This is a genomic window from Pseudescherichia vulneris (assembly GCF_902164725.1).
Classification (GTDB): domain Bacteria; phylum Pseudomonadota; class Gammaproteobacteria; order Enterobacterales; family Enterobacteriaceae; genus Pseudescherichia; species Pseudescherichia vulneris.
In genome coordinates this window covers 1,965,547-1,990,720 of record NZ_LR607338.1, presented here as the reverse complement: position 1 = coordinate 1,990,720, position 25,174 = coordinate 1,965,547, and the positions used below count along the sequence as shown (strand labels likewise).

Genomic DNA, 25,174 nt, shown 5'->3' with positions numbered 1-25,174 from the left:
AAACAACATGTAAAGATTTCACCTAAAGCTTAGAAAGGTGTTAAGATGAGGATGTCTGGTGATCGTCCAGACCACATCCTCTAGCAGGTTTGTTGCCCTCGAATCGATGCGGGTGCACCTCATCCCCAATAAGCTGATTAAGCAGCTTTCACATGTTTCCATCTAGTCTAATGCAGCGCGCTCGATAGCGCTTGTGTGCGATTTTTCGCAAGGACATCTCACAGCATTGGCACGACAGATATCAAATTTAAGCCGCGTTATTCGAGGAAGAATAGCCCGCTAGTCAATGCAGTTAAGGCACATAATGAACAAAATAACCTCTGATAACATCAAAGGTACAACCACTTGCCAAATATTTGTCGAAGCGGCTCACGGTGGCTCAGCGATTGTTTTGCAACCTGAATATGCCAGTCCGGAGGAAGCGATCGGATCGATCTCAACAGAGTTGCTTAAGTCTGGTAAGAACCTGACATTCAAAGAGATCCAGCTGATGCTGATTGTCAGAATGAAGCTATCGTCTGGAGAGTTTCAGCAGGCAATTTTACGCGAGGCGTTGATGCTGGTAACGAACAAATCGGTATGCTAACCGTGGCCGCGGTGACCAGACCTACGTTTATTAGACATAGTTAACTCCAGGTTAACTATGTCTTCCTCGCACGTGTTTTAACTACCTTATTTAGCCAGCAACTCTCTACGCACAATCTCTGCGCCTGCGCTTAACGCATTGAGCTTTCCTCTTGCGACGCGACGAGACAACGGCGTCATGCCGCAGTTGGTGCAGGGATAGAGCTTATCGGCGTCGACGAACTGAAGCGCCTTGCGCAGCGTCTCGGCGACCTGCTCCGGTGTCTCAATGGTATTGGTTGCCACATCAATCGCGCCAATCATCACTTTTTTGCCGCGAATAAGCTCAATGAGCTCCATTGGCACGTGAGAGTTTTGACACTCCAGCGAGACGATATCGATGTTAGATTTTTGCAGCTTAGGGAAGATCTCTTCATATTGACGCCACTCGGAGCCCAGCGTCTTTTTCCAGTCGGTATTGGCTTTGATGCCGTAGCCATAGCAGATATGCACGGCGGTTTCGCACTGGAGTCCTTCAATGGCTCTTTCTAACGCCGCAATGCCCCAGTCATTGACCTCATCAAAAAAGACGTTAAACGCGGGCTCATCAAACTGAATGATATCCACCCCTGCCGCTTCCAGCTCTTTGGCTTCCTGATTAAGAATTTTGGCGAACTCCCAGGCCAGCTTTTCACGGCTTTTATAGTGGCCATCATAGAGCGTATCGATCATTGTCATCGGCCCCGGCAGGGCCCATTTAATCGGTCTATCGGTCTGCTGACGTAAGAATTTGGCATCCTCAACGAACACCGGCTTTTGGCGACTTACCTCACCCACTACGGACGGGACGCTGGCATCATAGCGATTACGGATCTTAACGATCTCGCGTTTTTCAAAATCAACGCCGCTAAGGTGCTCAATAAACGTCGTGACGAAGTGCTGCCGGGTTTGCTCGCCGTCGCTGACGATATCAATCCCCGCCTGCTCTTGCTCTTGCAGCCCCAACCGCAGCGCATCCTGCTTGCCCTCGATCAGCTCGTCACCCTGCAATTTCCAGGGAGACCACAGGGTCTCAGGTTGTGCGAGCCAGGCCGGTTTGGGCAAGCTGCCCGCAGTGGAAGTGGGTAATAATTTTTTCATAGCAGGTGACCTTATAGTTATCGTTAATCAAAGAACGGACTGAGCAGACCATTGCTCTAGCAGGCTTTGGTAAGGTTTGATGAAGTGCTCTTCGGTAAACCGTCCCTGCTCAATCGCAAGCCTGCTGCGTTCTTCTCGATCGTAAACAATTTGCGTAAGCGAATAGTCCCGGTAGTTCAGGCTGGGCTGATAGACATTTCCTGCCGCTGAGTTAGCGTTATAGATCTCCGGCCGGTAAATCTTCTGGAATGTCTCCATCGTGCTGATAGTGCTGATAAGCTCCAGATCGCTGTAGTCACGCAGCAGATCGCCCGCAAAATAGAACGCCAGCGGTGCAACGCTACCCTGCGGCATGAAAAAGCGCACCTGCAGCCCCATTTTGGCAAAATAGCGATCGGTCAGGGAGGCACTGTCCTGCTGATACTCAATGCCCAGTACCGGGTGCTGATTGCCCGTCCGCTGATAGACGTTTTTACTCGATACGCTTAAGCAGATCACCGGCGCTTTGGTAAATTTCTCTTTGTAGCAATCTGATTCAACAAACCGCTTAAATATATTGCCGTGCAGGTCGCCAAAGTTATCCGGCGTGCTAAATCCCGCACCGCTTTTGTTATGCTCGTACAGCAGGACGCTAAAATCATAGTCGCGAACGTAAGACGAGAAATTATTGCCTACGATCCCTTCAAAGCGCGCATCCGTTTTACGATCGACAATCGTGGTTTTCAACACTTCAATTACCGGAAAAGCATTGCGCTTGCCTGCAACCGCAATATTCATTTCGACAGAGATGATGTCCAGCTCAACGGCGTAGCGATCGCTTTTGGGATTGTCCCAATGTGCCAGGGCGTTGAACCGATTCTCGATCATCGTTAAGGCATTGTGCAAATTATCCTGGCGTTTCTCACCTCTCGCTAAATTAGCAAAGTTAGTGGTGATACGCGTGCTCTCCGAGGGATTATAATTCTCGTCGAAGCGGAGGCTCTTCACGTTAAATGTAATCGCGTTATTCATCGTAATCTGTATGATCTATTGTTAATAACATGATCACTTTATGCCTGAGTCACTGCGGGAGTAAAAGTGATTTAATTTCATTCAACATGAAGAACTTTCACGATCGTCATGCGAGCCTGCGCATTTTTCATCAGGCCAGCTTGATGAGCACCACGCCTGCGGTTAGCAAGGCTACACCCAGCCAGCCCGTTCGGTTCAGTCGCTGACCAAACAGTACCCAACCTGCTGCCACGGTAGCGACCAGGCCAAAACTGCCCCATAGCGCATAGGCGACGGAGAGATCAATACCCTTCACCGCCTGCGACAGGGCACTAAACGCGGCCAGCACGGCAACAAGAGACACTACACCGTGCAGAGGCCGACGAAAGCCATTGGAGTATTTAAGGGCGATGTTGGCAACGATCTCTAAACCAATCGCCAGCGCCAGCCAGGCAATATGCACCATATTAAACGTAGTCATGCTGCTGCTCCTTGCGTGCCAGCGTGCCGGATTTGATCAGCGCAACGCCTGTTACCAGAGTGAGTAAGCCTACAACTTTCATCGCCGATAAGGTTTCATCGAACAGCACCACGCTAAACAGCGTAATTAATAAAATACCCAGGCCCTCCCAGATGGCATAGGCAACGCCCAGGGCAATGCGTTTTACGGCAAATGACAGGAAAATATATGACAGGGCGATCATCACCAGCATAAAAATAAATCCTGCTTTGTCATCGTTGACGCTGGCCCATTTCATCGACAGCGTGCCGGTTATTTCAGCCACGATGGCCAGGGCTAATAAAATCCAATAGCGCATAATTTCTCTCCTTAATGAGAAACAGATATCCGCCACGCAAAAATAGGCGTGTTAGCAGAGTAAAATTAAATTTTGAGTAAAAGGAGAGAGCGGAACTATAGCGCAGAGCGCCAGTGCTGGTCGCAGATCGAACAGTGGGATTCAGTGTGAAGGCAGGAGCGAATAATCATTATGGGTGCGAACATCTTGTTCATAATTTTACAACTTATCCACGTTGTTGCTTTTCCTCAGTGTGGATGAAAAATTGTCCTCGGTAGTTAAACACGGTCTTATTCTGGCATAATCCCACTCTGTTTATCGGGATTTTTTCATTTCTTTACGCAGCCGCTAAATAATACCGTGCCTTTAACAGAGAAATTCAAGCCCGCCGCTGGCGGGCTCGCTATTAACGCTCCCAGTAGGACTCTTCCAGGCTATCTTCCCGCTCCGGCAGGCCACGCGTCAGACGCGGCGAGTGCTGGTTCAGTACCTGGTAGCTAACGCGGTTAGCGTACTTACACACCTGAGCCAGCGATGAGTAGGTCAGCCAGGTGTAGTTATGCTTGCTGGAGTTAGGCACGTTGCTGCGGTGGAAATTATTGGCAGTGATATCGTGCAGCAGCGCGGCCAGTGCGCCATCGCCCGCGCCGTTGGTATTCATGATCTTCTCCGGCCCGCCCATGTACGGTGCAATGTGGGAGAAGATACGCAGCGGCTGTTCACAGTCCTGGTGACGCATCGCCCGGCTAAACTCGTACTGGTTAAACTCAGCGATAGCTCCCGGCAGCAGCGGATGCTGGGTTTTACGCTTCGCCGACTCCTCGGTAAAGCCTGCCATGTACAGTCCGACCGGACCGGCGGTGCAGAGTACCAGGTCAACCCAGTCCAGCGCCTTATCGCAGGCCAGCAGCGGGTCGCTCAGCCCGGTCAGCGCTTCGGCCTCCTCCTCGTTCATCGCGAGGATCGAGACGTTTTCCTTGAGGAAGTCGCGCCACCACTCGGGGTTATCGGCAATCACGTACTTGGTGCCGAGGGTCAGCACCACCGGCACGTTGTGCTTTTTGGCGTACTCCACCGCCTTCATGGTCGCCTCACGCATCGGCTCGCCTGGCTTGCAGCGCACCAGATAAGAGGAGAGCACCAGCGCGGAGGCTCCGGCAATCACCGACTCGGGAATGCTCTCCGGGCGTAGATGGTTCATATAGCCAGGGCTGATAGCAAAGGTGCGCTCCCCCGCCTCGCCGACCAGCGTAAAGCAGCGGCCAATCGGCCCGTCAACGCCCTGCAGATAGTTAAGGTCGGTACGGCTGGAGGTGTTACAGAGGTAGCGGTAGGCGTAGCCGCCGATTTCGACGTTGCTGCACATTACGCCCAGCAACACCGAGCGGTCATCCGCCAGCACGGAGTAGTTGTGCATGGTGTTGCCGATAGTGCCGCCAGCAAACTGGTGGGTGATGAGGTTGTCGCGAACCAGCTCTTTGTAGAGCGCATCGGCGGCCTCGTCGCTGATGATCAGCGAGTGCCCGACGCTGAGGGCATAGCGCTCGATAAACGCATCGTCCACTTTGGCTTCAATATCCACCAGCGTCTGATCGATACCGACCACCCATGAGGCATTGGCATCGCTCTCCGGTTGGCTCTGTTGCAGAAGCGGATCGCGGGCGTTAACAGGAAAATAGTGTTTGGATTTGCGTTTACCGGGAAATTTCATGCACGTTTGCTACGAATGACCAATTGGGCCGGGAATGGTAGCACACTCCCGGCACCGGGCGCGATTAGCGGTAGGGGGCCGTCAGGTCCAGCATCATATCAATATGATCGGCAGAATCATTAAGCGCAGGAATATATTCATATTTCTCCCCGCCCGCCTCGAGGAAAAATTCCCGGTTCTGCACCGCAATCTCCTCCAGCGTCTCCAGACAGTCGGAGGAGAAGCCCGGACAGATGACCTGAATATGCTTTACGCCTTTCTCGCCGAGCATCTTCAGCGTCTCGTCGGTATAGGGGGTCAGCCACGGCTCGCGGCCAAAGCGCGACTGGAAGGTCATCATCACCTTCTCCGGCGGCACGCCGAGGGCCGAAACCAGCTCGCGGGTGGTATCGCGGCAGCGCTGGGGATAGACGTCGCCCTCTTCCGCATAGCGCTGGGGAATGCCGTGATAGGAGAGCAGGAGCAGATCCGGCTCGCCGTGGCGGGCAAAGGAGGCGCGCACGCTGTTAGCCAGCGCGTCAATGTACGACCGGTTGTCGGCATAGTCACGGATCAATGAGATACCGGGAATGCTGCGCTTACGTTGCAGAATACGCCCCAGCTCGTCCCAGACCGCGGCCACGGTTGAGCAGGAGTACTGCGGATAGAGCGGCAGAACCACAATGTGTTCTACGTCCTGAGCGATCAGCTCATCTACCGCGCTCTCCAGCGAGGGCGAGCCGTAGCTCATCCCCAGCGCCACCGGCACGTCAGCCAGCCGAGCAGCCAGCGCCCGCTGTTGGCGACGGCTGTAGACCATCAGCGGCGAGCCCTCCTCCATCCACACGGATTGATAGAGCTTCGCCACGCGCGGCGAGCGAATCGGCAGGATCACGCCGCGCAGCAGCGGCCACCACAGCAGTCGCGGCGTATCCACTACGCGTCGATCGCTTAAAAACTGGCGAAGATAGCGTTTGACCGCTGCGGGGGTGGGAGCATCGGGTGTGCCCAGATTCGCCAGCAGGATGCCGGTTTTCGCGTGACTCATTCGCGCCTCGTATTCATTTAAGCTTGAGAAATTTATCTGTGAGAATTGTAACTGAAACGGGCGTAAACGAAACCCATTGCTGCGAAAGGGAAAAGCTTGGGGGAAATGGGGGAAGAACATCCCCGGCGCAGGCACCGGGGAAAGCAGGCTTAACCGAGGGCTCTTAGCCGAGAGGTCTTAACCAAGAATGGTTTCCAGCTCGGCGCGAACGGCGCTAACGGCCTGGGTGCCATCAACCTTCGCGTATTTGGTGTGGCCAGCTTCAGCCTCTTTCTGGTAGTAGCCGATCAGCGGCGCGGTCAGCTGATGGTACTCCACCAGGCGCTTACGCACGGTCTCTTCCTGATCGTCTTTACGGGTGCTCAGCTCTTCGCCGGTCACGTCGTCTTTACCTTCCACCTTCGGCGGATTGTATTTGATGTGGTAGACGCGGCCAGAGGCAGCATGAACGCGACGGCCTACGATACGATCGACGATCAGATCGTCCGGCACATCGAACTCCAGCACGTAATCAACGTTGATACCGGCTTCCTTCATTGCGTCAGCCTGAGGAATAGTGCGCGGGAAACCGTCCAGCAGGAAGCCGTTACGGCAATCTTCCTGGGCGATACGCTCTTTTACCAGCGCGATAACCAGCTCGTCAGTCACCAGCTTGCCAGCATCCATGATGTCTTTAGCCTGTTTGCCCAGCTCGCTGCCGGATTTAACCGCGGCGCGAAGCATGTCACCGGTGGAGATCTGCGGAATACCGTATTTCTCCATGATGAACTGAGCCTGAGTGCCTTTACCTGCGCCCGGAGCGCCGAGCAAAATGATACGCATTGCGTAATTCCTCTACGTTTTGAATTTTTATACCCAGATAAGTGATGACAGGTATACAACGTTGTTTGAAGCGAAAACCATACCACTAAAGTCAGTATCACCACAAGGAAGCGAGGCTTATGCAGGCGGGTTCGGCGGGAAGTTGAGCAGCTGAATCGTTCCCCCTTGCCGGGGGCAAGAGGGAACGGTGTGTAGAGCGATTAAGAAACCAGCAGCTGGTTCATGCGGCGGATAAACTGGTTCGGATCTTCCAGCGTGCCGCGCTCGGCAAACAGGGCCTGATCCAGCAGCAGTTCAATCCATGCTTTGAACTGAGCTTCGTCCTGAATATCGGCGGTGCGCTTCACCAGAACGTGATCCGGGTTAAGTTCGAAGATGTACTTCACGTCCGGCACGGCCTGGCCCGCAGCGGCAAACAGCTTCGCCATCTGGGTGCTCATCTCGTCGTTGTCGGTTGTGACGATCGCCGGCGTATCGGTCAGGCGATGAGTAAAGCGTACCTCTTTCACGCGGTCGCCCAGCAGGGTTTTCACGCGTTCCACGAACGGCTCCAGCGCTTTCTCGGCCTCTTTCGCGCTTTCGTCTACCTCGTCGTTCAGCTTATCCAGCGACTCATCGGCTTTTGCCACCGACTGGAAGGATTTGCCGTCGAACTCGGTGAGGTAGCTCATCATCCACTCGTCGATGCGATCGGAGAGCAGCAGCACTTCGATGCCTTTCTTACGCAGCAGCTCAAGGTGCGGGCTGCTCTTCGCAGCGGCGTAGCTGTCAGCGGTGATGTAGTAGATCTTCTCCTGGCCCTCTTTCATGCGGGAGACGTAGTCCGCCAGCGCCACCGTCTGCTCGGCAGAGTCGGTATGGGTAGAGGCAAAGCGCAGCAGTTTGGCAATTGCCTCCTGGTTCGCGCTATCTTCCGCCGGACCCTCTTTCAACACCAGGCCGAACTGTTTCCAGAAGCCCTGATATTTCTCGGCATCATCTTTTGCCAGCTTCTCAAGCATCTGCAGCGCACGTTTGGTCAGGGCGCTACGCAGGTTGCGAGTGACGGAGCTGTCCTGCAGAATTTCACGGGAGACGTTCAGCGGCAGATCGTTGGAGTCAATCAGGCCACGCACGAAGCGCAGGTAGTTCGGCATGAACTGTTCAGCCTCGTCCATGATGAAGACGCGCTGTACGTAGAGCTTCAGGCCGTGCTTGTGATCGCGGTTCCACATATCCCACGGTGCCTGGGCCGGAATGTAGAGCAGGCTGGTGTACTCCTGCTTGCCCTCTACGCGATTGTGGCTCCAGGCCAGCGGATCGGTGAAGTCGTGGGCAATATGCTTGTAGAACTCTTTGTACTCGTCGTCGCTGATTTCGGACTTGCTGCGCGTCCAGAGCGCCTGGGCCTTGTTGATCTTCTCCCAGCTGATGACGGTTTCGCCATCCTGCTCATCGTGCTTCTCGATCTCTACCGGCAGCGCGATATGGTCGGAGTATTTGCTGATGATCGAGCGTACGCGCCAGTCGTTGAGGAAGTCATCTTCGCCTTCGCGCAGGTGCAGAGTAATTTCGGTCCCGCGATCCTCTTTGGTGATATCGGCAACGGTGTAGTCGCCCTCGCCTGCGGATTCCCAGAACACGCCGTTCTCTGCGCTGTCGCCCGCCGCACGGGTGCGTACGGTGACTTTATCGGCAACGATAAACGCCGAGTAGAAGCCCACGCCGAACTGGCCAATCAGCTGGCTATCTTTTGCCTGGTCGGAGCCCATAGACTGGAGAAATGCTTTGGTGCCGGACTTAGCAATCGTACCCAGATGGTCAATCACTTCGTCGCGGTTCATACCAATACCGTTGTCGGCAATGGTCAGAGTACGCTTCTCTTTATCAAAGGAGACGCGCACGCGTAGCTCACCGTCACCCTCGTACAGCTCGGGTTTTGACAACGCACGGAAACGCAGCTTGTCTGCCGCATCCGAGGCGTTAGAGATAAGCTCACGCAGGAAGATCTCTTTGTTGGAGTAGAGAGAATGGATCATCAGATGCAGAAGCTGTTTTACTTCTGACTGGAAGCCGCGTGTTTCTTGTCCTTTCATCGAAAAAATACCTCAACAATGCCATTTGGTGTTGAGGGGAAAATGGGGCCAGGAGAACAGGATTTCAAGCGGGGGCAGAAAAATGCCCCCGTTTTTTTTACGAAATGCGGATCTTATGGCGTCCTGCCAGCGAGTGGGAGAGCGTGGTGCCGTCAACCATCTCAAGCTCGCCGCCTACCGGCACACCGTGGGCGATGCGGCTGGCGTCAACGCCATACTGCCCGCACAGCTCGGCGATGTAGTTGGCGGTCGCCTCCCCTTCCACCGTGGGGTTGGTGGCGAGGATCACCTCTTTCAGCTGCTCACGCTCCAGGCGCTGCTCCAGCCGATCGAGCCCGATATCGTTCGGGCCGATGCCGTCGAGCGGCGACAGGTGCCCCATCAGCACGAAGTAGCGACCAGAGAACTGCCCGGTCTGCTCAATGGCGTAGATGTCCGCCGGACTCTCTACCACGCAGATCTGACCGTTCTCCTGGCGACGCGGGTTCGCGCAGATGTTACACACTTCCTGCTCGGTGAAGGTATGGCAGTCGGCGCAGTGACCAATCTCCGACATCGCCCGCGTCAGGGCCTGGGCAAGGCGCATTCCGCCGCTGCGATCGCGCTGCAGAAGCGTAAAGGCCATGCGCTGCGCCGATTTCGGGCCAACGCCCGGCAGGCAGCGCAGGGCTTCCATAAGCTGCGTCAGCAGCGGACTGGTCTGCATTAGAACGGCATCTTAAAGCCCGGCGGCAGCTGCATACCGGAGGAGACGCCTGCCATCTTCTCTTTCTGAGTCTCTTCAATACGGCGCGCCGCATCGTTGAAGGCCGCTGCAACGAGATCTTCCAGCATATCTTTGTCGTCTTCCAGCAGGCTTGGGTCAATCTCCACGCGACGGCAGTTGTGCGCGCCGTTGATGGTGACCTTCACCAGACCCGCACCGGATTCACCGGTGACTTCCAGCTTCGCAATCTCTTCCTGCATCTGCTGCATCTTTTCTTGCATCTGCTGGGCCTGTTTCATCAGGTTACCCAGACCGCCTTTACCACCAAACATAGGCTTCTCTCTTCATTCACGTTAAAAATGACAACCGTAAGTCAAACTTACGATCAAATAGGGCGAATGCTCTCTTCATCCAGATCCGCATCGAAAAACCGTTGCAGGGTCTGGATGTTGCTATCCGCAATAATCGACTCGCGCGCCTGCGCAAGCATCTCTTCGTAAATCGCCTGACGCCACTCCAGGGGAGTGCGCATCGCGGGATTATCATCTTCAATGATAGACACTTCAACCGCTGAACCGTACAGGGTGTTAAGTGCCTCACCTAAAACTTTTAGCGTACCGGGGGAGTTAAGGTGCCGCTGGGTAGTGCGCAGGTGCAGGCAGATACGGCTCCCCTCCTGCTCTTTCCACGCGTTGAGCGCCACCTGTTCAACCAGTTTAGGCAGGCTGAGCCGACTGACTTCTGCTGCCCACGGATCGCGCTTAATCGACTCTTCGGCAAGCTTTTGCGCCAGCTCCGGCGTCCGCTCATGCTCAAGGGCTTTCTTCAGCGCCTTCGGCGTGGCGACCACCTCTTTTACCTCTTCGGTAACCAGAGTGGTCTTCCAGCGGTAGGCCTCTTTTTTTACCGGCGCTTGCTCCTGGGCGGCGGCGGCCGGGCGCGTCTGGATGCGCTCGGTGACCGATGCCAGCCGCTCAAGCGCAGCGTTATTCACCGGCCGCGTGCGGGTTGCCGCTGCCGGTTCACTCTTTTTTGCTTTGGTCGCTCCCTGAGCACGCTGCAGCTGACTGCGGGCGGCCAGCACCTGGCTGGTGGTGTCCGACAGCGGCGCATCGCTACGCGGCGCAGCAGGGGGCGGCGATGGCGGCACCTGATCCGGCGTCAGGACTGCCGTCGGGGCAACGGGAGAGAAGTCCTGGGCCGGCACGCTCGGCTCCGGCAGCGGCATACGCGGATGGAACGCCAGCGCCCGCAGCAGGGTCATCTCTATGCCCATCCGCCGGTCCGGCGCAAACGGCAGCTCTTTGCGACCAATCAGCATCGTCTGGTAGTAGAGCTGGACGTCGCCCGGCGGTACGGTGCGCGCCAGCTCGCGCAGGCGCTGCTCGATGGCCGCCATATCGCTGCCGAGCGCGGAGGGCGAGAGCTGTACCATCGCGATGCGGTGTAGCAGGGTCTGCATCTCAACCAGCAGCGCCTCCCACTCTACGCCACGGGCGGCCGCCTCGTTAACCAGCGCCATCACCCGTTCACCGTTGGCCTCCACCAGCGCCTCAATCAGCGACAGCGCCTGATCGTCGTCCAGCGTGCCGAGCATCTGGCTCACCGCTTGGGCAGTGAGCTGGCCGTCGCCGCTGGCAATCGCCTGATCGGTCAGGCTAAGGGCGTCGCGCAGGCTGCCGTCGGCGGCCCGAGCCAGCAGCTGTAGGGCGCGCGGTTCGTGGTGGATCTTCTCTTCGTCGAGAATGTGCTCAAGCTGCTGGCGGATCTGATCCACGTCCAGCGCCTTAAGATGAAACTGCAGGCAGCGGGAGAGGATTGTCACCGGCAGCTTCTGCGGATCGGTGGTCGCCAGCAGGAACTTGACGTGCGCCGGTGGCTCTTCAAGGGTCTTCAGCAGGGCGTTAAAGCTGTGGCGCGACAGCATATGCACTTCGTCTATCAGGTAGACTTTGAAGCGTCCACGGGCTGGCGCGTACTGGACGTTATCCAGCAGATCGCGGGTATCTTCAACTTTGGTACGCGAGGCGGCGTCGATCTCAATCAGATCGACAAAGCGCCCCTGCTCGATCTCACGGCAGTTGTCGCACACGCCGCACGGCGTAGCGGTGATGCCGGTCTCGCAGTTCAGCCCCTTCGCCAGCAAACGGGCAATAGAGGTCTTTCCGACGCCACGGGTACCGGAAAAGAGATACGCATGATGAATGCGTCCTAACGATAAGCCGTTCGCCAGTGCAGTCAGCACATGCTCCTGACCGACGACGTCAGCAAAAGTTTGTGGTCGCCACTTACGGGCTAAGACCTGATAACTCATGGGCAGGCTCTGGAACGCTGGAAGGTGGATATACGAGGGGCAATGCTATCACAGCCTCGCCTTAACAGCGAGACTGTGTACTGACGGATGGCAATCAGTGACCGGGGAACGGCACCAGGCTGTAACAGGTGATCCCCTGCTTCGCCAGACGCTCTTCGCCACCGATATCAAACAGGTTGATAATAAAGGCAGCGTCGGTCACGTCACCACCCAGGCGGCGGATCAGCTTAACGGTGGCTTCAATGGTACCGCCGGTCGCCAGCAGATCGTCCACCACCAGCACTTTATCGCCCGGCTTGATGGCATCAACGTGGATCTCTAACTGGTCGGTGCCGTACTCCAGCTCGTAGCTCTCGGCGATGGTTTCACGCGGCAGCTTGCGCGGCTTACGCACCGGCACAAAGCCAACGCCCAGCGCCAGGGCGACCGGCGCGCCAAACAGGAAGCCACGGGCTTCGGTACCGACCACTTTGGTAATGCCTGCGTCTTTGAAACGCGCGACCAGCAGTTCAATGCTGAGAGCATACGCTTTCGGATCTTCCAGCAAACTGGTGACATCCCGGAACAGGATCCCCGGTTTCGGATAGTCCTGAATGCTTTTAATGCTGTCTTTTAAATACTCAAGCTGCTGCGCAGTTGCTGTCATGGATTTTTTGCCTGCTAGAAACGGTCATACTCACTGCACGCGTTGCAGGTTAATGTAACTATTGTTTAACATTTAACCAAACGTGCCCGTGCTCGAAAACGGTCGAATGTACTGGCAGAACGGGACAAATGCAATAAGCTTGAGTGCGCTTTACTGCTTTTGTTGCTTTTCATCAACCGCCTTATCAACGACCGGGATGCGCCACATAAATATCAGCAGGCAGGCGAGGATCGCCAGCAGCAGAAAACGGACCCACATCAGCTTAACTAGCCAGAGTGAAATCGCGAACGTCAGGAGGATAATCACGATGGCACGGGGTTTTGCGCCGGGGGGCATCGCACGGTACTGCTGCCAGTGGCGAAGATAGCCGCCAAACCAGGAGCGATAGAGCAGCCAGGCGTGAAAACGGGGAGAGGATCGGGCAAAGCACCAGGCGGCTAACAGAATAAAGGGCGTGGTGGGCAACACTGGCAGCACGACGCCAAGCGTGCCGAGCGCAACCGCCAGCCAGCCGATGATAATTAACAGAGTACGTTGCATAATAGGATCGTTATCGGGCTTTTTGGCTAATGTAGCATAGCCCTGATGAATACAGGGGAGAGATTGTTGAAAACGGCTTTGCTTTTAGATTCACTGGAAAAACAGCTCGCCTCCCTGCGTGAGCGGGCTGCACCGCTGGCACACCACGCGACCGTCAGCGCACGCTTTGACCGCCATCTGTTTCAAACCCGCAGCACGTTAATGCGCGCCTGCCTGGATGAGGTTGACCATAATCTCGCCGCGCTGCGCCACGCGGTGGATGCCGGACAGCTGCCGCAGGTAGCCTGGCTGGCGGAGCATCTCTCGTCACAGCTCGCCGCCCTTACCCGGGAAACGGCCACCTGGTCGCTACGGGAGTGGGACAGTGCCTCCCCGGGGGTGACCAAATGGCAGCGCAAGCGGCTACAGCATCAGCAGTACGAGCGCCGTCTTCAGGAGATGAAACGCGCCCGCGAGCTGCTGCTCGCCAGAGCCACCGGTTTTGAAGAGCAGCAAACGTTACAGCGCGACGTCGTGGCGCTCGAAGGCAGGCTGGCACGCTGTCGCAGCGCACTGGCGCGGATTGAGAACGTACTGGCCCGATTAACGCGCTAGGGAATAAAGGAGTGAATATGTCGCTGGAAAATGCGCCGGAAGAGGTCAAGCTGGCGGTGGATCTGATTATGCTGCTGGAAGAGCACGCTATTGCGCCGGAAACCGTGCTGAAAGCGCTGGAGATAGTAAAGCGGGACTTTGAGAAAAAAGTCCCGCTGCAGGATACGCGTTCTTAAAATCGGTCAGGCGATAGCAGGCGCGCTGTTGTCGTCGTTCAGGTCGCGTTTTACCTCGGTCAGCTCTTCACCTTTCGCATTGCGCAGGTGCACTTCCAGCTGATTGAACGCAATGTCGATGCCGTTCTCGCGGCACAGCCGATCGATAGTGCGGTTCAGTTCATCCACGGTGTAGCTGCGATCCCGCAGCTCACGCACGTAGAGGCGCAGCTCGTGATCCAGGGTACTCGGGCCAAAGGTCGTAAAGAAGACCGCCGGTTCCGGATCGTGCATCACCTTCGGATGATCCATCGCCGCCTTCAGCAGCACCGCCTTCACCTTATCGAGATCGGAGCCGTAGGCTACCCCAAGACGCACCACCACGCGGGTAATGGTATCGGAGAGCGACCAGTTGATCAGGCGCTCGGTCACAAAGGCTTTGTTCGGGATGATCACCTCTTTGCGGTCAAAGTCGGTAATGGTGGTGGCACGGATACGGATCTTGTTAACCGTCCCGGAGAAGGTGCCGATGGTCACCGTATCACCGATGCGCACCGGGCGCTCAAACAGGATAATAATACCGGCGACGAAGTTACCGAATATCTCCTGTAAGCCAAAACCAAGACCGACCGACAGCGCCGCCGCCAGCCACTGGAGTTTGTCCCACGATACGCCCAGCGAGCCAAATACCATCATCGCACCCGCAGCGATAATCACATAGTTAAGGATGGTGGTGATGGCGTAGGACGCCCCCTGGCGCATCTTCAGGCGCGAAAGCACCAGCACCTCCAACAGCCCAGGCAGGTTGCGGATCAGCGCCCAGGCCACCATCGCCGCAATGAGCGCAAATAGCAGGCTACCCATGGTGACGCTTTTCACCACGCTGGCCCCCGCCTCCATGCCGTTGTAGTGCCAGAGCGTAATGCTGTCGAGGTAGGCGAACACGGTGATCAGATCGGACCAAATTGCCCAGAAGACGAGGCCAAACAGCGCCACCATTACCAGCATGGTGATACGCAGCGTCTGCTGGTTGACCTGCTCAAGGGCGATGGTCGGCTCCTCCTGCGGCTCCGCACCCTCGGCCCCCTCCTTCACCAGGTTCTGCCGACGGGCCAGTGCACGACGGTAGGCGATACGGCGAGCCGCCACGCTAAGCCCGCGCAGCACCGTCTGGTAAAGGAGATTCCAGATAATCACCAGGTAGACGGTCTCAATCCAGCGGCCAGAGAGGCGCAGCGTGGTGTAGAAGTAGCCCGTTGCCGTCAGCACCATCAGCGCCACCGGCACAATAGAGAGTACCGTCACGGTCAGCAGGCGCAGGGCGTGGGACTCCTTATCGCGCCAGCTGTCGCGGCACATCGGCCATACCAGAGCGCTGATCACCAGCAGGTTCAGGAAGATCACAATCTGCCCGGTGACGTCATCCATCAGATGCAGCGGCGACAGCTCGGAGACCACCGACCAGAAGTGCAGCGGCAGCAGAGCCAGGCTGACGCGGACGATTTGGCGACGCCAGTGGCTGGTTAGCTGCGGCGGCATGCCGAAGTGGGTTACCGCAACGCCGTCTTTTTCCAGCACCTTCCAGCACACGCCGAACACCAGCCAGAAAAGCGCCAGCTTTTTACTGAAGGCCCACAGCAGCTCGCTAATATTGAGCTGCATGGTGAGCAGGATCAGCCCCGCCGCCAGGATCAGCAGACAGACCGGCAGGGCGCGGATCAGGTCGATGAGGATCGCCTTTGGCGTGTGCCCCTGACTGTCGTTACGCAGCTGGCCCACCTCATCCGCCAGGCGCGCCTGGTACTGCTTCAGCCAGCCCAGACGCCAACGGATCAGGCCTGCAATCAGCAGCAGTGGCAGCCCGGCCAGAAACGCAATGGCGACCGCAGGCCAAGCTTTCTCCCAGTTTACGGTGATTTTCATGGTGCGGAACTGCTCTTTAACCGCCTGTGGGAAGGCCTTGATCCACTCCCAGTCCATCGGTTTGTTGCTGTTCACCCAGAAGATCTGCTGGGTCAGCACCTCTTGCAAGCTGGTCGACACGCTCATCAGCTGCTGCTGGTTAACCTGCAGGTTGATGGCCATCATCAACTGGTTGCCGAGCTGCTTATTGAGCTGGTCGAGCAGCTCACGGCGCATATCGACGACCTGCAGCAACGCATCGTGCACCTCATCGTTTACCTCGCTGGCGTGCCCCTCCTCCAGCTTGCCGACGAAGGCGTCGCTCTGGAACAGGGCATCGCGCTGCTGGTTAATCTCAAACTGCTCAAGACGCAGGTCGGCGATGCGGTTGGTCATATCCTCCAGCTCGTCGGCGGAGGGCAGCGTCTGCTGCTGCTGGTAGAGAATGCGCGACAGCAGCAGGCTCCCCTTCAGCACCGAGATCTGCTCTTTGATATTGCGTTCGGACTGTAGGGCGCGATCGAGCCAGTTTTTAACTTTGATATTCTGCTGAACCAGCGCGTTGCCGTTTTCCGTGGCGTCGATCAGCCGCTGGCTGAGCTGGTGGTTAAGCTCCAGCTCCTGTTTCACCAGCGGGTTGGCCTGGATACGCGCGGTTTCGTCCGGCGTGACGGCCTCCTGGGCGGTTTTTTCCGTCAGCGTCAGACGCTTGCTGTTGACCGCCTCCTGCAGGAGCTGGAGCTGATGCTCCAGACGGTTGCTGTTGGCCGTGACGTAGTCGCGCTGCTTTTGCAGGGTATCCTGCAGGGTGGTGTTGCCTTCAAGGCTTTTACGCTGCTGGTCAATCTCGGCATTCAGCAGTGCCTGCTGGGCCAGCAGCAGCGTCTGCTGGGTCGGCCGCAGCGCGCCCTCCCCTGCCCCGGTACCGTTCAGGCGGTTACGGATCTGCTGAAGCTGCTGCGAAGCGGCGTACATGGCGTTCTGCACCCGCTCCGGCTGGGTTTGCAGCGCTACCAGCTGGCTGTTGTAGGTCGCGAGATCGTTCTGCGCGGTCTGGAGATTGTCCAGCAGCTGCGAGACCCGCGACTCCAGCTGGCGCAGCGAGAGCGTCGCCAGGGTTTTGCGCGTTTCGTCATCGTTATCTTTATCGCTGAGCGCGTTAAGCCCATCCGTCGCCTCGCGCATCTTATCCGGTGCCTGGGCAACCTTCTGGCGAAGCTGGGTAGTCTCCTGCTTGACCCGCTCGATCTTATCGAGGGTATCCAGGGTTTGCATCAGATCGTCAATGACGAGCTTGTCCTGCGGCGTAGGGTCTTTTTGCTTATTTAGCGCATCAAGCTGGCTTTGCACCTCTGCACGGGCAGGCAGATCGGTACTGGCGCGGGCGTACGACGCCGTCGTAAACAGGCTTACGATAAGCACCAGCACCATGGCAAAAGCGGAGAGCGAATTTTGCGAGCGTATGGAGTGCAGCATAATTTTTAGATGAATGGTTTCTTTACGGGAAAGCGGGCCGGGACTGACCACGCGCAGAGAATATCACGCCCGTCTGGGACAACATAGCAATGCGCATAGCCTCCAGGATATTTCCTGGCGTTATGCAGGAAAATCAGGCGTTGAGCAGGCCTGGCGTTGCCCGCATGGTTGGGCAGAGCTGGAACATCTCCAGCAGGATAGCGACGTAGTCACGCGCCTCCTGTTTAAGATCAAACGTTTGTGGTGAGAAGAGCCAGTTCTCCATAATGCCGGAGATGTAGCTGCGCATCAAAATGGCTGCCCGACGGGTGAGCAAATTAGCAGGCAGCATTTTCGCTTTAATACAGTGGCTGAGGGTCTGTTCAATACGATCGTAACTTTCGAGGCATAAATTACGCTGTGCCTGTTGCACTATGGCCATTTCGCCGACAAACTCACACTTGTGGAAAATGATTTCCATCATTAACCGGCGACGCTCTTCGACAACGGTTGCTTCAAGGATATAGACCAGTAGTTCGCGTAAAACTGAGAGTGGATCATCAGGGAATTTTGCCTGATACTCAAGCTCGAGATCGCCAATACTGGACTCTGACAGCTCCCAAATTTCACCAAATAAATCTGACTTATTTTTGAAGTGCCAATAGATTGCGCCACGCGTGACACCCGCAGCCTGCGCAATGTCTGCCAGAGACGTCTTGGAGACGCCGTGCGTTGAAAACAGCCGCATGGCGACATCTAAAATGTGCTGACGCGTCTCCAGAGCCTGTTGTTTGGTTTTTCGTGCCATATGTAGGTGATTTTATGGGAGTCAGATTTACATACATTTATGAATGTATGTACCATAGCATGACGATAATATAAACGCAGCAATGGGTTTGTGGGCGTTTGATCCACTGATCAATTTGAAATCGGACACTCGAGGTTTACCTATGAACAAAAACAGAGGATTTACCCCTCTGGCGGCCGTTCTGATGCTTTCGGGCAGCTTAGCGCTAACAGGATGTGATGATAAACCGGCTCAACAAGGCGCACAGCAAGCGCCAGAAGTGGGCATTGTGACACTCAAATCCGCACCTCTGCAGATGACTACTGAACTGCCAGGCCGCACCAGCGCGTATCGCGTAGCTGAAGTCAGACCGCAGGTTAGCGGCATCATTTTGAAACGTAACTTCACCGAGGGCAGCGACGTTGAAGCGGGTGTCTCGCTTTATCAAATCGATCCAGCCACCTACCAGGCTTCCTATGAGAGCGCAAAAGGCGATTTAGCGCGCGCCCAGGCCGCGGCAAATATTGCTCAGGTTACCCTTAAGCGCTACCAGAGCCTGATTGGTACTAAATACATCAGTCAGCAAGATTTCGATAACGCCCAAGCAGAAGCGCAGCAGGCTAACGCCTCGGTCGTGGCCGCCAAAGCCGCCGTCGAAACCGCACGTATCAACCTGGCCTATACCAAAGTGACCTCCCCTATCAGCGGCCGCATTGGTAAGTCGTCGGTAACCGAAGGCGCGCTGGTGCAGACCGGCCAGACAAATGCGCTGGCGACCGTGCAGCAGCTCGATCCGATCTATGTGGACGTCACCCAGTCCAGCAATGATTATCTGCGTCTGAAGCAGGAGCTGGAGAAAGGCACCCTGAAGCAGGAGAACGGCAAAGCGAAAGTTGAGCTGCTCACCAATGACGGCGCGACCTTCCCGCAGACCGGTACCCTGGAGTTCTCTGACGTCACCGTGGATCAAACCACCGGCTCTATCACCCTGCGCGCTATCGTCCCTAACCCGGATCAGACGCTGCTGCCGGGCATGTTCGTTCGCGCCCGTCTGGAAGAGGGTCTGAATCCGAACGCGCTGCTGGTTCCTCAGCAGGGTATCACCCGCACGCCGCGCGGTGAGGCGTCTGCCATGGTCGTGGGCGAAGGCGATAAGGTTGAAGTCCGCCAGGTGCAGACCTCGCAGGCGATTGGCGATAAGTGGCTGGTCACCGGCGGCCTGAAAGATGGCGATCGCGTGATCGTCACCGGCCTGCAGAAAGTTCGGCCGGGCGCGCAGGTAAAAGTGCAGGAAGTAAATACCGATCAGGCTTCTGACAAGAAAGAGCAAGCTGCAGCTGGCGCCCAGTCAGAACAAACGAAGTCTTAACTTAAACAGGAGCCGTTAAGACATGTCTAAGTTTTTTATCGATCGCCCCATCTTCGCATGGGTTATCGCGATCATTATCATGCTGGCGGGGGCGCTTTCGATCCTCAACTTGCCGGTAGCGCAATATCCTTCGATTGCGCCACCGGCGGTGACGGTCTCAGCAAACTACCCTGGCGCAGATGCGAAAACGGTGCAGGATACCGTGACGCAGGTTATCGAACAGAACATGAACGGTATCGATGGCCTGCTTTACATGTCCTCCACCAGTGACTCGTCTGGCTCGGTACAGATCACCCTGACCTTTAACTCCGGTACCGATGCGGACATCGCGCAGGTTCAGGTGCAGAACAAACTGCAGCTGGCCATGCCGCTGCTGCCGCAGGAAGTACAGCAGCAGGGCGTCAGCGTTGAGAAGTCATCCAGTAGCTTCCTGATGGTGCTGGGGATGATCAACACCGATGGCTCGATGACCCAGGAAGATATCGCTGACTACGTGGGCGCAACGGTGAAAGATCCGGTTAGCCGTACCGCGGGCGTCGGTGACGTACAGCTGTTTGGTGCCCAGTACGCGATGCGTATCTGGATGGATCCGAACAAGCTGAACAACTTCCAGCTCACGCCGGTCGATGTAATCAACGCGATTAAGGCGCAGAACGCCCAGGTAGCCGCAGGTCAGCTCGGCGGCACACCGCCGGTGAAAGGGCAGCAGCTGAACGCCTCGATTATCGCTCAGACCCGACTCACCTCGACGGAAGAGTTTGGTAAGATCCTGCTGAAGGTAAACCCGGATGGCTCCCAGGTTCGCCTGCGTGACGTGGCAGAGATTGAACTGGGCGGTGAGAACTACGACGTTATCGCTAAGTATAATGGTCAGCCCGCCTCTGGTCTGGGGATCAAACTGGCGACCGGTGCTAACGCGCTGGATACCGCGAATGCCGTACGTGCGACCATTGAGTCCTTGAAGCCGACCTTCCCGGCAGGCCTGCAGGTGGTCTACCCGTACGACACCACGCCGTTCGTTAAAATCTCCATTAACGAAGTGGTGAAAACGCTGGTCGAAGCGATCGTGCTGGTGTTCCTGGTAATGTACCTGTTCCTGCAAAACTTCCGTGCAACGCTGATCCCAACGATTGCCGTTCCGGTGGTATTGCTGGGTACCTTCGCCATCCTTGCCGCCTTCGGCTACTCGATAAACACCCTCACCATGTTTGGTATGGTGCTGGCCATCGGCCTGCTGGTTGATGACGCCATCGTGGTAGTAGAGAACGTCGAACGTGTGATGGCTGAAGAGGGACTGTCTCCTAAAGAGGCCACGCGGAAATCGATGGGGCAGATTCAGGGCGCACTGGTGGGTATTGCCCTTGTGCTGTCAGCGGTATTTATCCCGATGGCCTTCTTCGGCGGCTCGACCGGTGCAATCTATCGTCAGTTCTCGATTACTATCGTTTCGGCGATGGTGCTGTCGGTTATTGTTGCGCTGATCCTGACGCCAGCCCTCTGTGCCACCATGCTGAAGCCCATCGCCAAAGGCGACCACGGCGAAGGCAAAAAAGGCTTCTTCGGCTGGTTTAACCGCATGTTTGATAAGAGCACGCACCACTACACCGACAGCGTAGGCAATATTCTGCGCAGCACCGGTCGTTATCTGCTGCTCTATATCATCATCGTTGCGGGTATGGCGTTCCTGTTTGTCCGTCTGCCAAGCTCGTTCCTGCCGGATGAAGACCAGGGTGTGTTCTTAACCATGGCGCAGCTGCCAGCAGGGGCCACTCAGGAGCGTACGCAGAAGGTGCTCGATGAGGTTACTGACTACTACCTGAAAGACGAAAAAGCGAACGTGAACTCTGTGTTTAGCGTTAACGGCTTCGGCTTCTCGGGTCGTGGTCAGAACACCGGTATCGCGTTCGTCTCGCTGAAAAACTGGGAAGAGCGTGCGGGGGCAGAGAACAAGGTTCCGGCCATTGCGGGTCGTGCCAGCGCACGTTTCTCACAGATTAAAGATGCGATGGTCTTCGCCTTTAACCTGCCGGCGATTGTTGAGCTGGGTACGGCAACCGGCTTCGACTTCCAGCTGATTGATCAGGGCAACCTCGGCCATGACAAGCTGATGCAGGCGCGTAATCAGCTGCTCGGCGAAGTAGCCAAGCACCCCGATCTGCTGGTGGGCGTACGTCCGAACGGCCTAGAAGATACGCCGCAGTTCAAGATCGATATCGATCAGGAGAAAGCGCAGGCGCTGGGCGTTTCCATTAGCGATATTAATACAACGCTGGGTACCGCCTGGGGTGGCAGCTACGTTAACGACTTCATCGACCGCGGTCGCGTGAAGAAGGTCTACGTCATGTCACAGGCCAAATACCGTATGCTGCCAAGCGATATCAATAACTGGTACGTGCGCGGTAGCGATGGTCAGATGGTTCCGTTCTCCGCCTTCTCTACGTCGCACTGGGAGTATGGTTCACCGCGTCTGGAGCGCTATAACGGTCTGCCGTCAATGGAGATCCTTGGTGAAGCGGGTCCCGGTAAGAGTACCGGTGAAGCGATGGATATGATGGAGCAGCTGGCAGGCACGCTGCCTGCGGGCGTGGGCTATGACTGGACGGGCATGTCCTACCAGGAGCGTCTCTCTGGTAACCAGGCCCCTGCCCTGTACGCTATCTCGCTGATCGTGGTCTTCCTCTGTCTGGCAGCGCTGTACGAGAGCTGGTCGATTCCCTTCTCGGTCATGCTGGTTGTTCCGCTCGGGGTTATCGGTGCGCTGCTGGCGGCAACGTTCCGCGGGCTGGGCAACGACGTTTACTTCCAGGTGGGCCTGCTGACCACCATCGGCCTGTCGGCGAAGAACGCGATATTGATCGTCGAGTTCGCCAAGGATCTGATGGAGAAAGAGGGTAAAGGGCTGATCGAGGCGACGCTTGAGGCAGTACGTATGCGTCTGCGTCCTATCCTGATGACCTCGCTGGCGTTTATCCTCGGCGTTATGCCGCTGGTTATCAGCACCGGTGCAGGCTCTGGCGCACAGAACGCCGTAGGTACTGGCGTAATGGGTGGGATGGTGACCGCAACCGTACTGGCCGTCTTCTTTGTACCGGTGTTCTTCGTGGTGGTTCGCCGCCGCTTTAGCCGCAAATCTGAAGACGTGGAGCACAGCCATCCGGTTGAGCATCACTAATCCACTCTGAAACCTGGAGTTTGTGAATCAAAGGCCGCGCAAGCGGCCTTTTTCATTATTCGCCTGAAAATCATCATGAAGGCTTATTGTTTATTGCGTTAATTTCTGTAACAAATATAAGTCGCATAATTCTTAAGGCTTAAGGGATTATCTTAAGAAGTGAAGATATTCTTAATTAATAGTAAAAGCATCTTAACGTAAGACTATTCTTAGTGGGTAACATACAGGCAGGCATGGTTCAACCCTATAGCTTAGTGAAAAACGAAAGCAAAAGAGGATAATTGTAATTTTTCGTAATCGCTCCAGGAAATCTTTTTCAGAGTGACTTATAGTTAAATTGAGGCGTAAGAGCAGCTTAGACGCCGACCTCAAGGAGGTATCCATCCCGAAACGGTGTTCCATGTGAAAAAAAAAGCCACTTAGAAGGGGATACGTTATGGACGAATACTCGCCAAAAAGGCATGATGTCGCGCAGCTGAAATTTCTTTGCGAAACGTTGTACCATGATTGCCTGTCTAACCTTGAAGAGAGTCATCACGGCTGGGTTAACGACCCTACGTCAGCAATCAATTTGCAGTTAAACGAGCTGATTGAGCATATTGCGACCTTCGCACTTAATTATAAAATTAAGTATAATGAAGATAATAAACTGATCGCTCAGATCGATGAATACCTGGACGACACGTTCATGCTGTTCAGTAGCTATGGCATTAGCACAGAAGACTTGCAGAAATGGCGCAAATCCGGCAATCGCCTGTTTCGCTGTTTTGTTAATGTGAGCAAGGCTAACCCTGTTAGTCTGTCCTGTTAAAACTATTACAAATACATAGGTGAATTTATGTCTGATAAACCCTTAACCAAAGTAGATTATTTGATGCGCCTACGACGCTGTCAGACAATTGATACGCTTGAACGCGTGATTGAGAAAAATAAATACGAACTGTCTGACAACGAGTTAACGGTCTTTTATTCCGCGGCCGATCATCGCCTGGCTGAACTGACCATGAATAAACTGTATGACAAAATCCCCTCATCCGTGTGGAAGTTTGTTCGTTAGTCTGCGCACCGTGTCATAGCCGTTTCTCGCCGCCTTTATCAGACGTGTTTTGATGGGTTTGAGCGCCGGGCTTTTGTCTCATAAAGTAATGTGATCTCAATCACATACTCAACTCAGCGCGATACTCTTTCAGGCTATCTCCCTCCAGGATGTTCCTGTTACGTTTAACAGTGAGATAGCCATGAGTACAGAAAAGCAGAAAATGATTGCCGGGCAGCTCTACCGATCTGGCGATGAAACATTACGGGCAGATCGCCTGCGTGCCAGGGAGCTGCTGCACCAGTACAACCACTCCAGCCCTACCGAAAAGAGCGAACGGCGCGGCCTGCTTGCCGAGCTGCTCGGTAAAAGCGGCAATGCCTATATCGAGCCGAACTTCCGCTGCGACTACGGCTACAACATTTTTCTCGGCAACGATTTTTATGCCAACTTTGACTGCGTGATGCTGGATGTCTGCCCTATCCATATTGGCGATAACTGTATGTTCGCCCCAGGGGTGCATATCTATACCGCCACCCATCCGCTTGATGCAACCGAACGTAACAGCGGATTAGAGTTCGGCGCGCCCGTGACCATTGGCAATAACGTCTGGGTCGGCGGTCGGGCCGTGATAAACCCGGGCGTGACCATTGGCAACAATGTGGTTATCGGCTCTGGCAGCGTGGTGATCCGCGATATCCCTGACGACGTGGTAGTGGCGGGAAACCCCGCACGGATTATTAAAAAGCTGCCAGCGGCTTCGGCGTAACTGTTATGCTTTTTTGTTGCCTGGCTGTTACTTTTTTTTATCGGCGGGGATCGTAAAATAGGCTGTTTCACCTGCGTTTTGTCCGATCCCCAAAGGTAAAAAATGACAGAAATAGAGCGACTGCTTACCCAAACGATTAATGAGCTAAATATTCGCGAGAAGCGTGACAATCGGCCACGCTTCAGCATTAGCTTTATCCGCAACCATCCCTGGCTCTTTATCGGCATGTATGTTGGCTGGTTTGCTACCCTGGCGGTGATGCTCCAGTCCGAGACGCTGGCTGGATCCGTCTGGCTGCTGGTGGTGCTTTTCGCCCTGCTGAACGGCTTCTTCTTTTTCGACGTCTACCCGCGCTACCGTTATGAGGATATCGACGTGCTCGATTTCCGCGTCTGCTATAACGGCGAGTGGTACAACACGCGTATGGTGCCGCCTGAGCTGATCGAGGCCATTATGCAGTCGCCTAAGGTCGAGGCCGCACAAAAGAGCCAGCTGCAGCAGATGGTGCAGAAAAAGGGCGAGCTTTCGTTTTATGACGTTTACTCCCTGACAAAGCCTAAAGCAGGGCCGCACGCTCAGCCACAGGTCGCTTCTTGAGCCAGT

At 55.6% G+C, this 25,174-nt stretch carries 24 protein-coding genes and 1 other annotated feature; of the genes, 9 read left to right on the top strand and 15 right to left on the bottom strand.

The annotated features are described in order from the left end of the window. The first annotated feature begins 304 nt into the window (after positions 1 to 304). Positions 305 to 586 (top strand): biofilm development regulator YmgB/AriR family protein, encoded by a 282-nt coding sequence (locus FN633_RS08515; protein WP_208673983.1) that lies wholly within the window; start codon positions 305 to 307, stop codon positions 584 to 586. 86 nt (positions 587 to 672) lie between these two features. Here FN633_RS08515 and FN633_RS08510 read toward each other — a convergent pair whose 3' ends face one another. From FN633_RS08510 to FN633_RS08450, 13 genes are all read right to left on the bottom strand, one after another. Then, positions 673 to 1,704 (bottom strand): methionine synthase, encoded by a 1,032-nt coding sequence (locus tag FN633_RS08510; protein ID WP_154057413.1) that lies wholly within the window; start codon positions 1,702 to 1,704, stop codon positions 673 to 675. 27 nt (positions 1,705 to 1,731) lie between these two features. Next, entirely contained in the window at positions 1,732 to 2,715 is a 984-nt protein-coding gene (locus tag FN633_RS08505) for a DUF1852 domain-containing protein (RefSeq protein ID WP_154057412.1), read from the bottom strand. Between the two features lie 130 nt (positions 2,716 to 2,845). Beyond that, positions 2,846 to 3,175, bottom strand: coding sequence for a multidrug/spermidine efflux SMR transporter subunit MdtI (gene mdtI, locus FN633_RS08500; RefSeq protein WP_154057411.1), 330 nt, complete (start codon positions 3,173 to 3,175; stop codon positions 2,846 to 2,848). Further along, the gene (mdtJ, locus tag FN633_RS08495; protein WP_154057410.1) at positions 3,162 to 3,512 is read right to left on the bottom strand and encodes a multidrug/spermidine efflux SMR transporter subunit MdtJ; all 351 of its coding nucleotides are present in this window, start codon (positions 3,510 to 3,512) and stop codon (positions 3,162 to 3,164) included. Before mdtJ ends, mdtI begins: the two co-directional genes overlap by 14 nt. A gap of 385 nt (positions 3,513 to 3,897) precedes the next feature. Continuing rightward, a complete protein-coding gene (locus tag FN633_RS08490; protein WP_154057409.1) occupies positions 3,898 to 5,202 on the bottom strand; it encodes an inosine/guanosine kinase in 1,305 nt (434 codons plus the stop codon). Between the two features lie 64 nt (positions 5,203 to 5,266). Then, a complete protein-coding gene (hemH, locus tag FN633_RS08485; protein ID WP_154057408.1) occupies positions 5,267 to 6,229 on the bottom strand; it encodes a ferrochelatase in 963 nt (320 codons plus the stop codon). Positions 6,230 to 6,406: 177 nt separating this feature from the next. After that, positions 6,407 to 7,051: an adenylate kinase gene (gene adk, locus FN633_RS08480; protein WP_042391662.1), complete on the bottom strand. Its 645-nt coding sequence runs from the start codon at positions 7,049 to 7,051 to the stop codon at positions 6,407 to 6,409. A 200-nt stretch (positions 7,052 to 7,251) separates the two neighbouring features. After that, entirely contained in the window at positions 7,252 to 9,126 is a 1,875-nt protein-coding gene (gene htpG, locus FN633_RS08475) for a molecular chaperone HtpG (RefSeq protein ID WP_154057407.1), read from the bottom strand. Between the two features lie 97 nt (positions 9,127 to 9,223). Beyond that, positions 9,224 to 9,832 (bottom strand): recombination mediator RecR, encoded by a 609-nt coding sequence (recR, locus tag FN633_RS08470; protein WP_154057406.1) that lies wholly within the window; start codon positions 9,830 to 9,832, stop codon positions 9,224 to 9,226. After that, positions 9,832 to 10,164, bottom strand: a complete 333-nt coding sequence (locus FN633_RS08465) for a YbaB/EbfC family nucleoid-associated protein (RefSeq protein ID WP_042391656.1) — start codon at positions 10,162 to 10,164, stop codon at positions 9,832 to 9,834. Before FN633_RS08465 ends, recR begins: the two co-directional genes overlap by 1 nt. Positions 10,165 to 10,217: 53 nt before the next feature. Then, a complete protein-coding gene (gene dnaX, locus FN633_RS08460; protein ID WP_154057405.1) occupies positions 10,218 to 12,146 on the bottom strand; it encodes a DNA polymerase III subunit gamma/tau in 1,929 nt (642 codons plus the stop codon). Then, positions 10,821 to 10,885, bottom strand: a sequence feature (DnaX frameshifting element). Its footprint overlaps the gene before it by 65 nt. A 94-nt stretch (positions 12,147 to 12,240) precedes the next feature. Then, the gene (gene apt, locus FN633_RS08455) at positions 12,241 to 12,792 is read right to left on the bottom strand and encodes an adenine phosphoribosyltransferase (RefSeq protein ID WP_042391654.1); all 552 of its coding nucleotides are present in this window, start codon (positions 12,790 to 12,792) and stop codon (positions 12,241 to 12,243) included. Positions 12,793 to 12,942: 150 nt separating this feature from the next. After that, complete coding sequence (locus FN633_RS08450; RefSeq protein WP_042391653.1) at positions 12,943 to 13,332, bottom strand: DUF454 family protein; 390 nt, start codon at positions 13,330 to 13,332, stop codon at positions 12,943 to 12,945. Positions 13,333 to 13,398: 66 nt separating this feature from the next. On the opposite strand from FN633_RS08450, the gene priC reads away from it, so the two are divergent. Together priC and rsmS are read left to right on the top strand one after the other, a co-directional pair. Next, positions 13,399 to 13,926 (top strand): primosomal replication protein N'', encoded by a 528-nt coding sequence (gene priC / locus FN633_RS08445; protein WP_042391652.1) that lies wholly within the window; start codon positions 13,399 to 13,401, stop codon positions 13,924 to 13,926. Between the two features lie 17 nt (positions 13,927 to 13,943). Continuing rightward, positions 13,944 to 14,102 carry a pleiotropic regulatory protein RsmS gene (gene rsmS, locus FN633_RS08440; RefSeq protein ID WP_072015242.1) on the top strand — a complete coding sequence of 53 codons (159 nt, stop codon included), beginning with the start codon at positions 13,944 to 13,946 and terminating at the stop codon, positions 14,100 to 14,102. Between the two features lie 6 nt (positions 14,103 to 14,108). Here the strand turns inward: rsmS and mscK are convergent, their stop codons facing one another. Both mscK and acrR read right to left on the bottom strand, forming a co-directional pair. Beyond that, positions 14,109 to 17,414, bottom strand: coding sequence for a mechanosensitive channel MscK (gene mscK, locus FN633_RS08435; protein WP_425049187.1), 3,306 nt, complete (start codon positions 17,412 to 17,414; stop codon positions 14,109 to 14,111). 178 nt (positions 17,415 to 17,592) lie between these two features. Next, a complete protein-coding gene (gene acrR / locus FN633_RS08430) occupies positions 17,593 to 18,246 on the bottom strand; it encodes a multidrug efflux transporter transcriptional repressor AcrR (protein WP_154057403.1) in 654 nt (217 codons plus the stop codon). A gap of 142 nt (positions 18,247 to 18,388) precedes the next feature. Between acrR and acrA the strand changes: the two genes are divergently transcribed. The 6 genes from acrA (at position 18,389) to FN633_RS08400 (ending at position 25,168) form a co-directional block, all read left to right on the top strand. Further along, positions 18,389 to 19,594 (top strand): multidrug efflux RND transporter periplasmic adaptor subunit AcrA, encoded by a 1,206-nt coding sequence (gene acrA, locus FN633_RS08425; RefSeq protein WP_154057402.1) that lies wholly within the window; start codon positions 18,389 to 18,391, stop codon positions 19,592 to 19,594. A 22-nt stretch (positions 19,595 to 19,616) separates the two neighbouring features. After that, positions 19,617 to 22,766 (top strand): multidrug efflux RND transporter permease subunit AcrB, encoded by a 3,150-nt coding sequence (gene acrB, locus FN633_RS08420; protein ID WP_154057401.1) that lies wholly within the window; start codon positions 19,617 to 19,619, stop codon positions 22,764 to 22,766. Between the two features lie 436 nt (positions 22,767 to 23,202). Next, entirely contained in the window at positions 23,203 to 23,577 is a 375-nt protein-coding gene (tomB, locus tag FN633_RS08415) for an Hha toxicity modulator TomB (RefSeq protein ID WP_042391644.1), read from the top strand. Between the two features lie 27 nt (positions 23,578 to 23,604). Continuing rightward, positions 23,605 to 23,823, top strand: a complete 219-nt coding sequence (locus FN633_RS08410; RefSeq protein ID WP_042391642.1) for an HHA domain-containing protein — start codon at positions 23,605 to 23,607, stop codon at positions 23,821 to 23,823. A 181-nt stretch (positions 23,824 to 24,004) separates the two neighbouring features. Continuing rightward, on the top strand, positions 24,005 to 24,571 hold the full coding sequence (gene maa / locus FN633_RS08405) for a maltose O-acetyltransferase (protein WP_154057400.1): 567 nt from the start codon (positions 24,005 to 24,007) through the stop codon (positions 24,569 to 24,571). A 102-nt stretch (positions 24,572 to 24,673) separates the two neighbouring features. Next, positions 24,674 to 25,168, top strand: coding sequence for a YlaC family protein (locus FN633_RS08400; RefSeq protein ID WP_154057399.1), 495 nt, complete (start codon positions 24,674 to 24,676; stop codon positions 25,166 to 25,168). Positions 25,169 to 25,174 lie beyond the last annotated feature (6 nt).

Excerpts from the sequence above, each read along its gene's own strand:
- FN633_RS08515 (WP_208673983.1), top strand. The coding sequence starts at position 305 with ATGAACAAAATAACCTCTGATAACATCAAAGGTACAACCACTTGCCAA.
- FN633_RS08510 (WP_154057413.1), bottom strand. The coding sequence starts at position 1,704 with ATGAAAAAATTATTACCCACTTCCACTGCGGGCAGCTTGCCCAAACCG.
- FN633_RS08505 (WP_154057412.1), bottom strand. The coding sequence starts at position 2,715 with ATGAATAACGCGATTACATTTAACGTGAAGAGCCTCCGCTTCGACGAG.
- mdtI (WP_154057411.1), bottom strand. The coding sequence starts at position 3,175 with ATGACTACGTTTAATATGGTGCATATTGCCTGGCTGGCGCTGGCGATT.
- mdtJ (WP_154057410.1), bottom strand. The coding sequence starts at position 3,512 with ATGCGCTATTGGATTTTATTAGCCCTGGCCATCGTGGCTGAAATAACC.
- FN633_RS08490 (WP_154057409.1), bottom strand. The coding sequence starts at position 5,202 with ATGAAATTTCCCGGTAAACGCAAATCCAAACACTATTTTCCTGTTAAC.
- hemH (WP_154057408.1), bottom strand. The coding sequence starts at position 6,229 with ATGAGTCACGCGAAAACCGGCATCCTGCTGGCGAATCTGGGCACACCC.
- adk (WP_042391662.1), bottom strand. The coding sequence starts at position 7,051 with ATGCGTATCATTTTGCTCGGCGCTCCGGGCGCAGGTAAAGGCACTCAG.
- htpG (WP_154057407.1), bottom strand. The coding sequence starts at position 9,126 with ATGAAAGGACAAGAAACACGCGGCTTCCAGTCAGAAGTAAAACAGCTT.
- recR (WP_154057406.1), bottom strand. The coding sequence starts at position 9,832 with ATGCAGACCAGTCCGCTGCTGACGCAGCTTATGGAAGCCCTGCGCTGC.
- FN633_RS08465 (WP_042391656.1), bottom strand. The coding sequence starts at position 10,164 with ATGTTTGGTGGTAAAGGCGGTCTGGGTAACCTGATGAAACAGGCCCAG.
- dnaX (WP_154057405.1), bottom strand. The coding sequence starts at position 12,146 with ATGAGTTATCAGGTCTTAGCCCGTAAGTGGCGACCACAAACTTTTGCT.
- apt (WP_042391654.1), bottom strand. The coding sequence starts at position 12,792 with ATGACAGCAACTGCGCAGCAGCTTGAGTATTTAAAAGACAGCATTAAA.
- FN633_RS08450 (WP_042391653.1), bottom strand. The coding sequence starts at position 13,332 with ATGCAACGTACTCTGTTAATTATCATCGGCTGGCTGGCGGTTGCGCTC.
- rsmS (WP_072015242.1), top strand. The coding sequence starts at position 13,944 with ATGTCGCTGGAAAATGCGCCGGAAGAGGTCAAGCTGGCGGTGGATCTG.
- mscK (WP_425049187.1), bottom strand. The coding sequence starts at position 17,414 with ATGGTGCTGGTGCTTATCGTAAGCCTGTTTACGACGGCGTCGTACGCC.
- acrR (WP_154057403.1), bottom strand. The coding sequence starts at position 18,246 with ATGGCACGAAAAACCAAACAACAGGCTCTGGAGACGCGTCAGCACATT.
- acrA (WP_154057402.1), top strand. The coding sequence starts at position 18,389 with ATGAACAAAAACAGAGGATTTACCCCTCTGGCGGCCGTTCTGATGCTT.
- acrB (WP_154057401.1), top strand. The coding sequence starts at position 19,617 with ATGTCTAAGTTTTTTATCGATCGCCCCATCTTCGCATGGGTTATCGCG.
- tomB (WP_042391644.1), top strand. The coding sequence starts at position 23,203 with ATGGACGAATACTCGCCAAAAAGGCATGATGTCGCGCAGCTGAAATTT.
- FN633_RS08410 (WP_042391642.1), top strand. The coding sequence starts at position 23,605 with ATGTCTGATAAACCCTTAACCAAAGTAGATTATTTGATGCGCCTACGA.
- maa (WP_154057400.1), top strand. The coding sequence starts at position 24,005 with ATGAGTACAGAAAAGCAGAAAATGATTGCCGGGCAGCTCTACCGATCT.
- FN633_RS08400 (WP_154057399.1), top strand. The coding sequence starts at position 24,674 with ATGACAGAAATAGAGCGACTGCTTACCCAAACGATTAATGAGCTAAAT.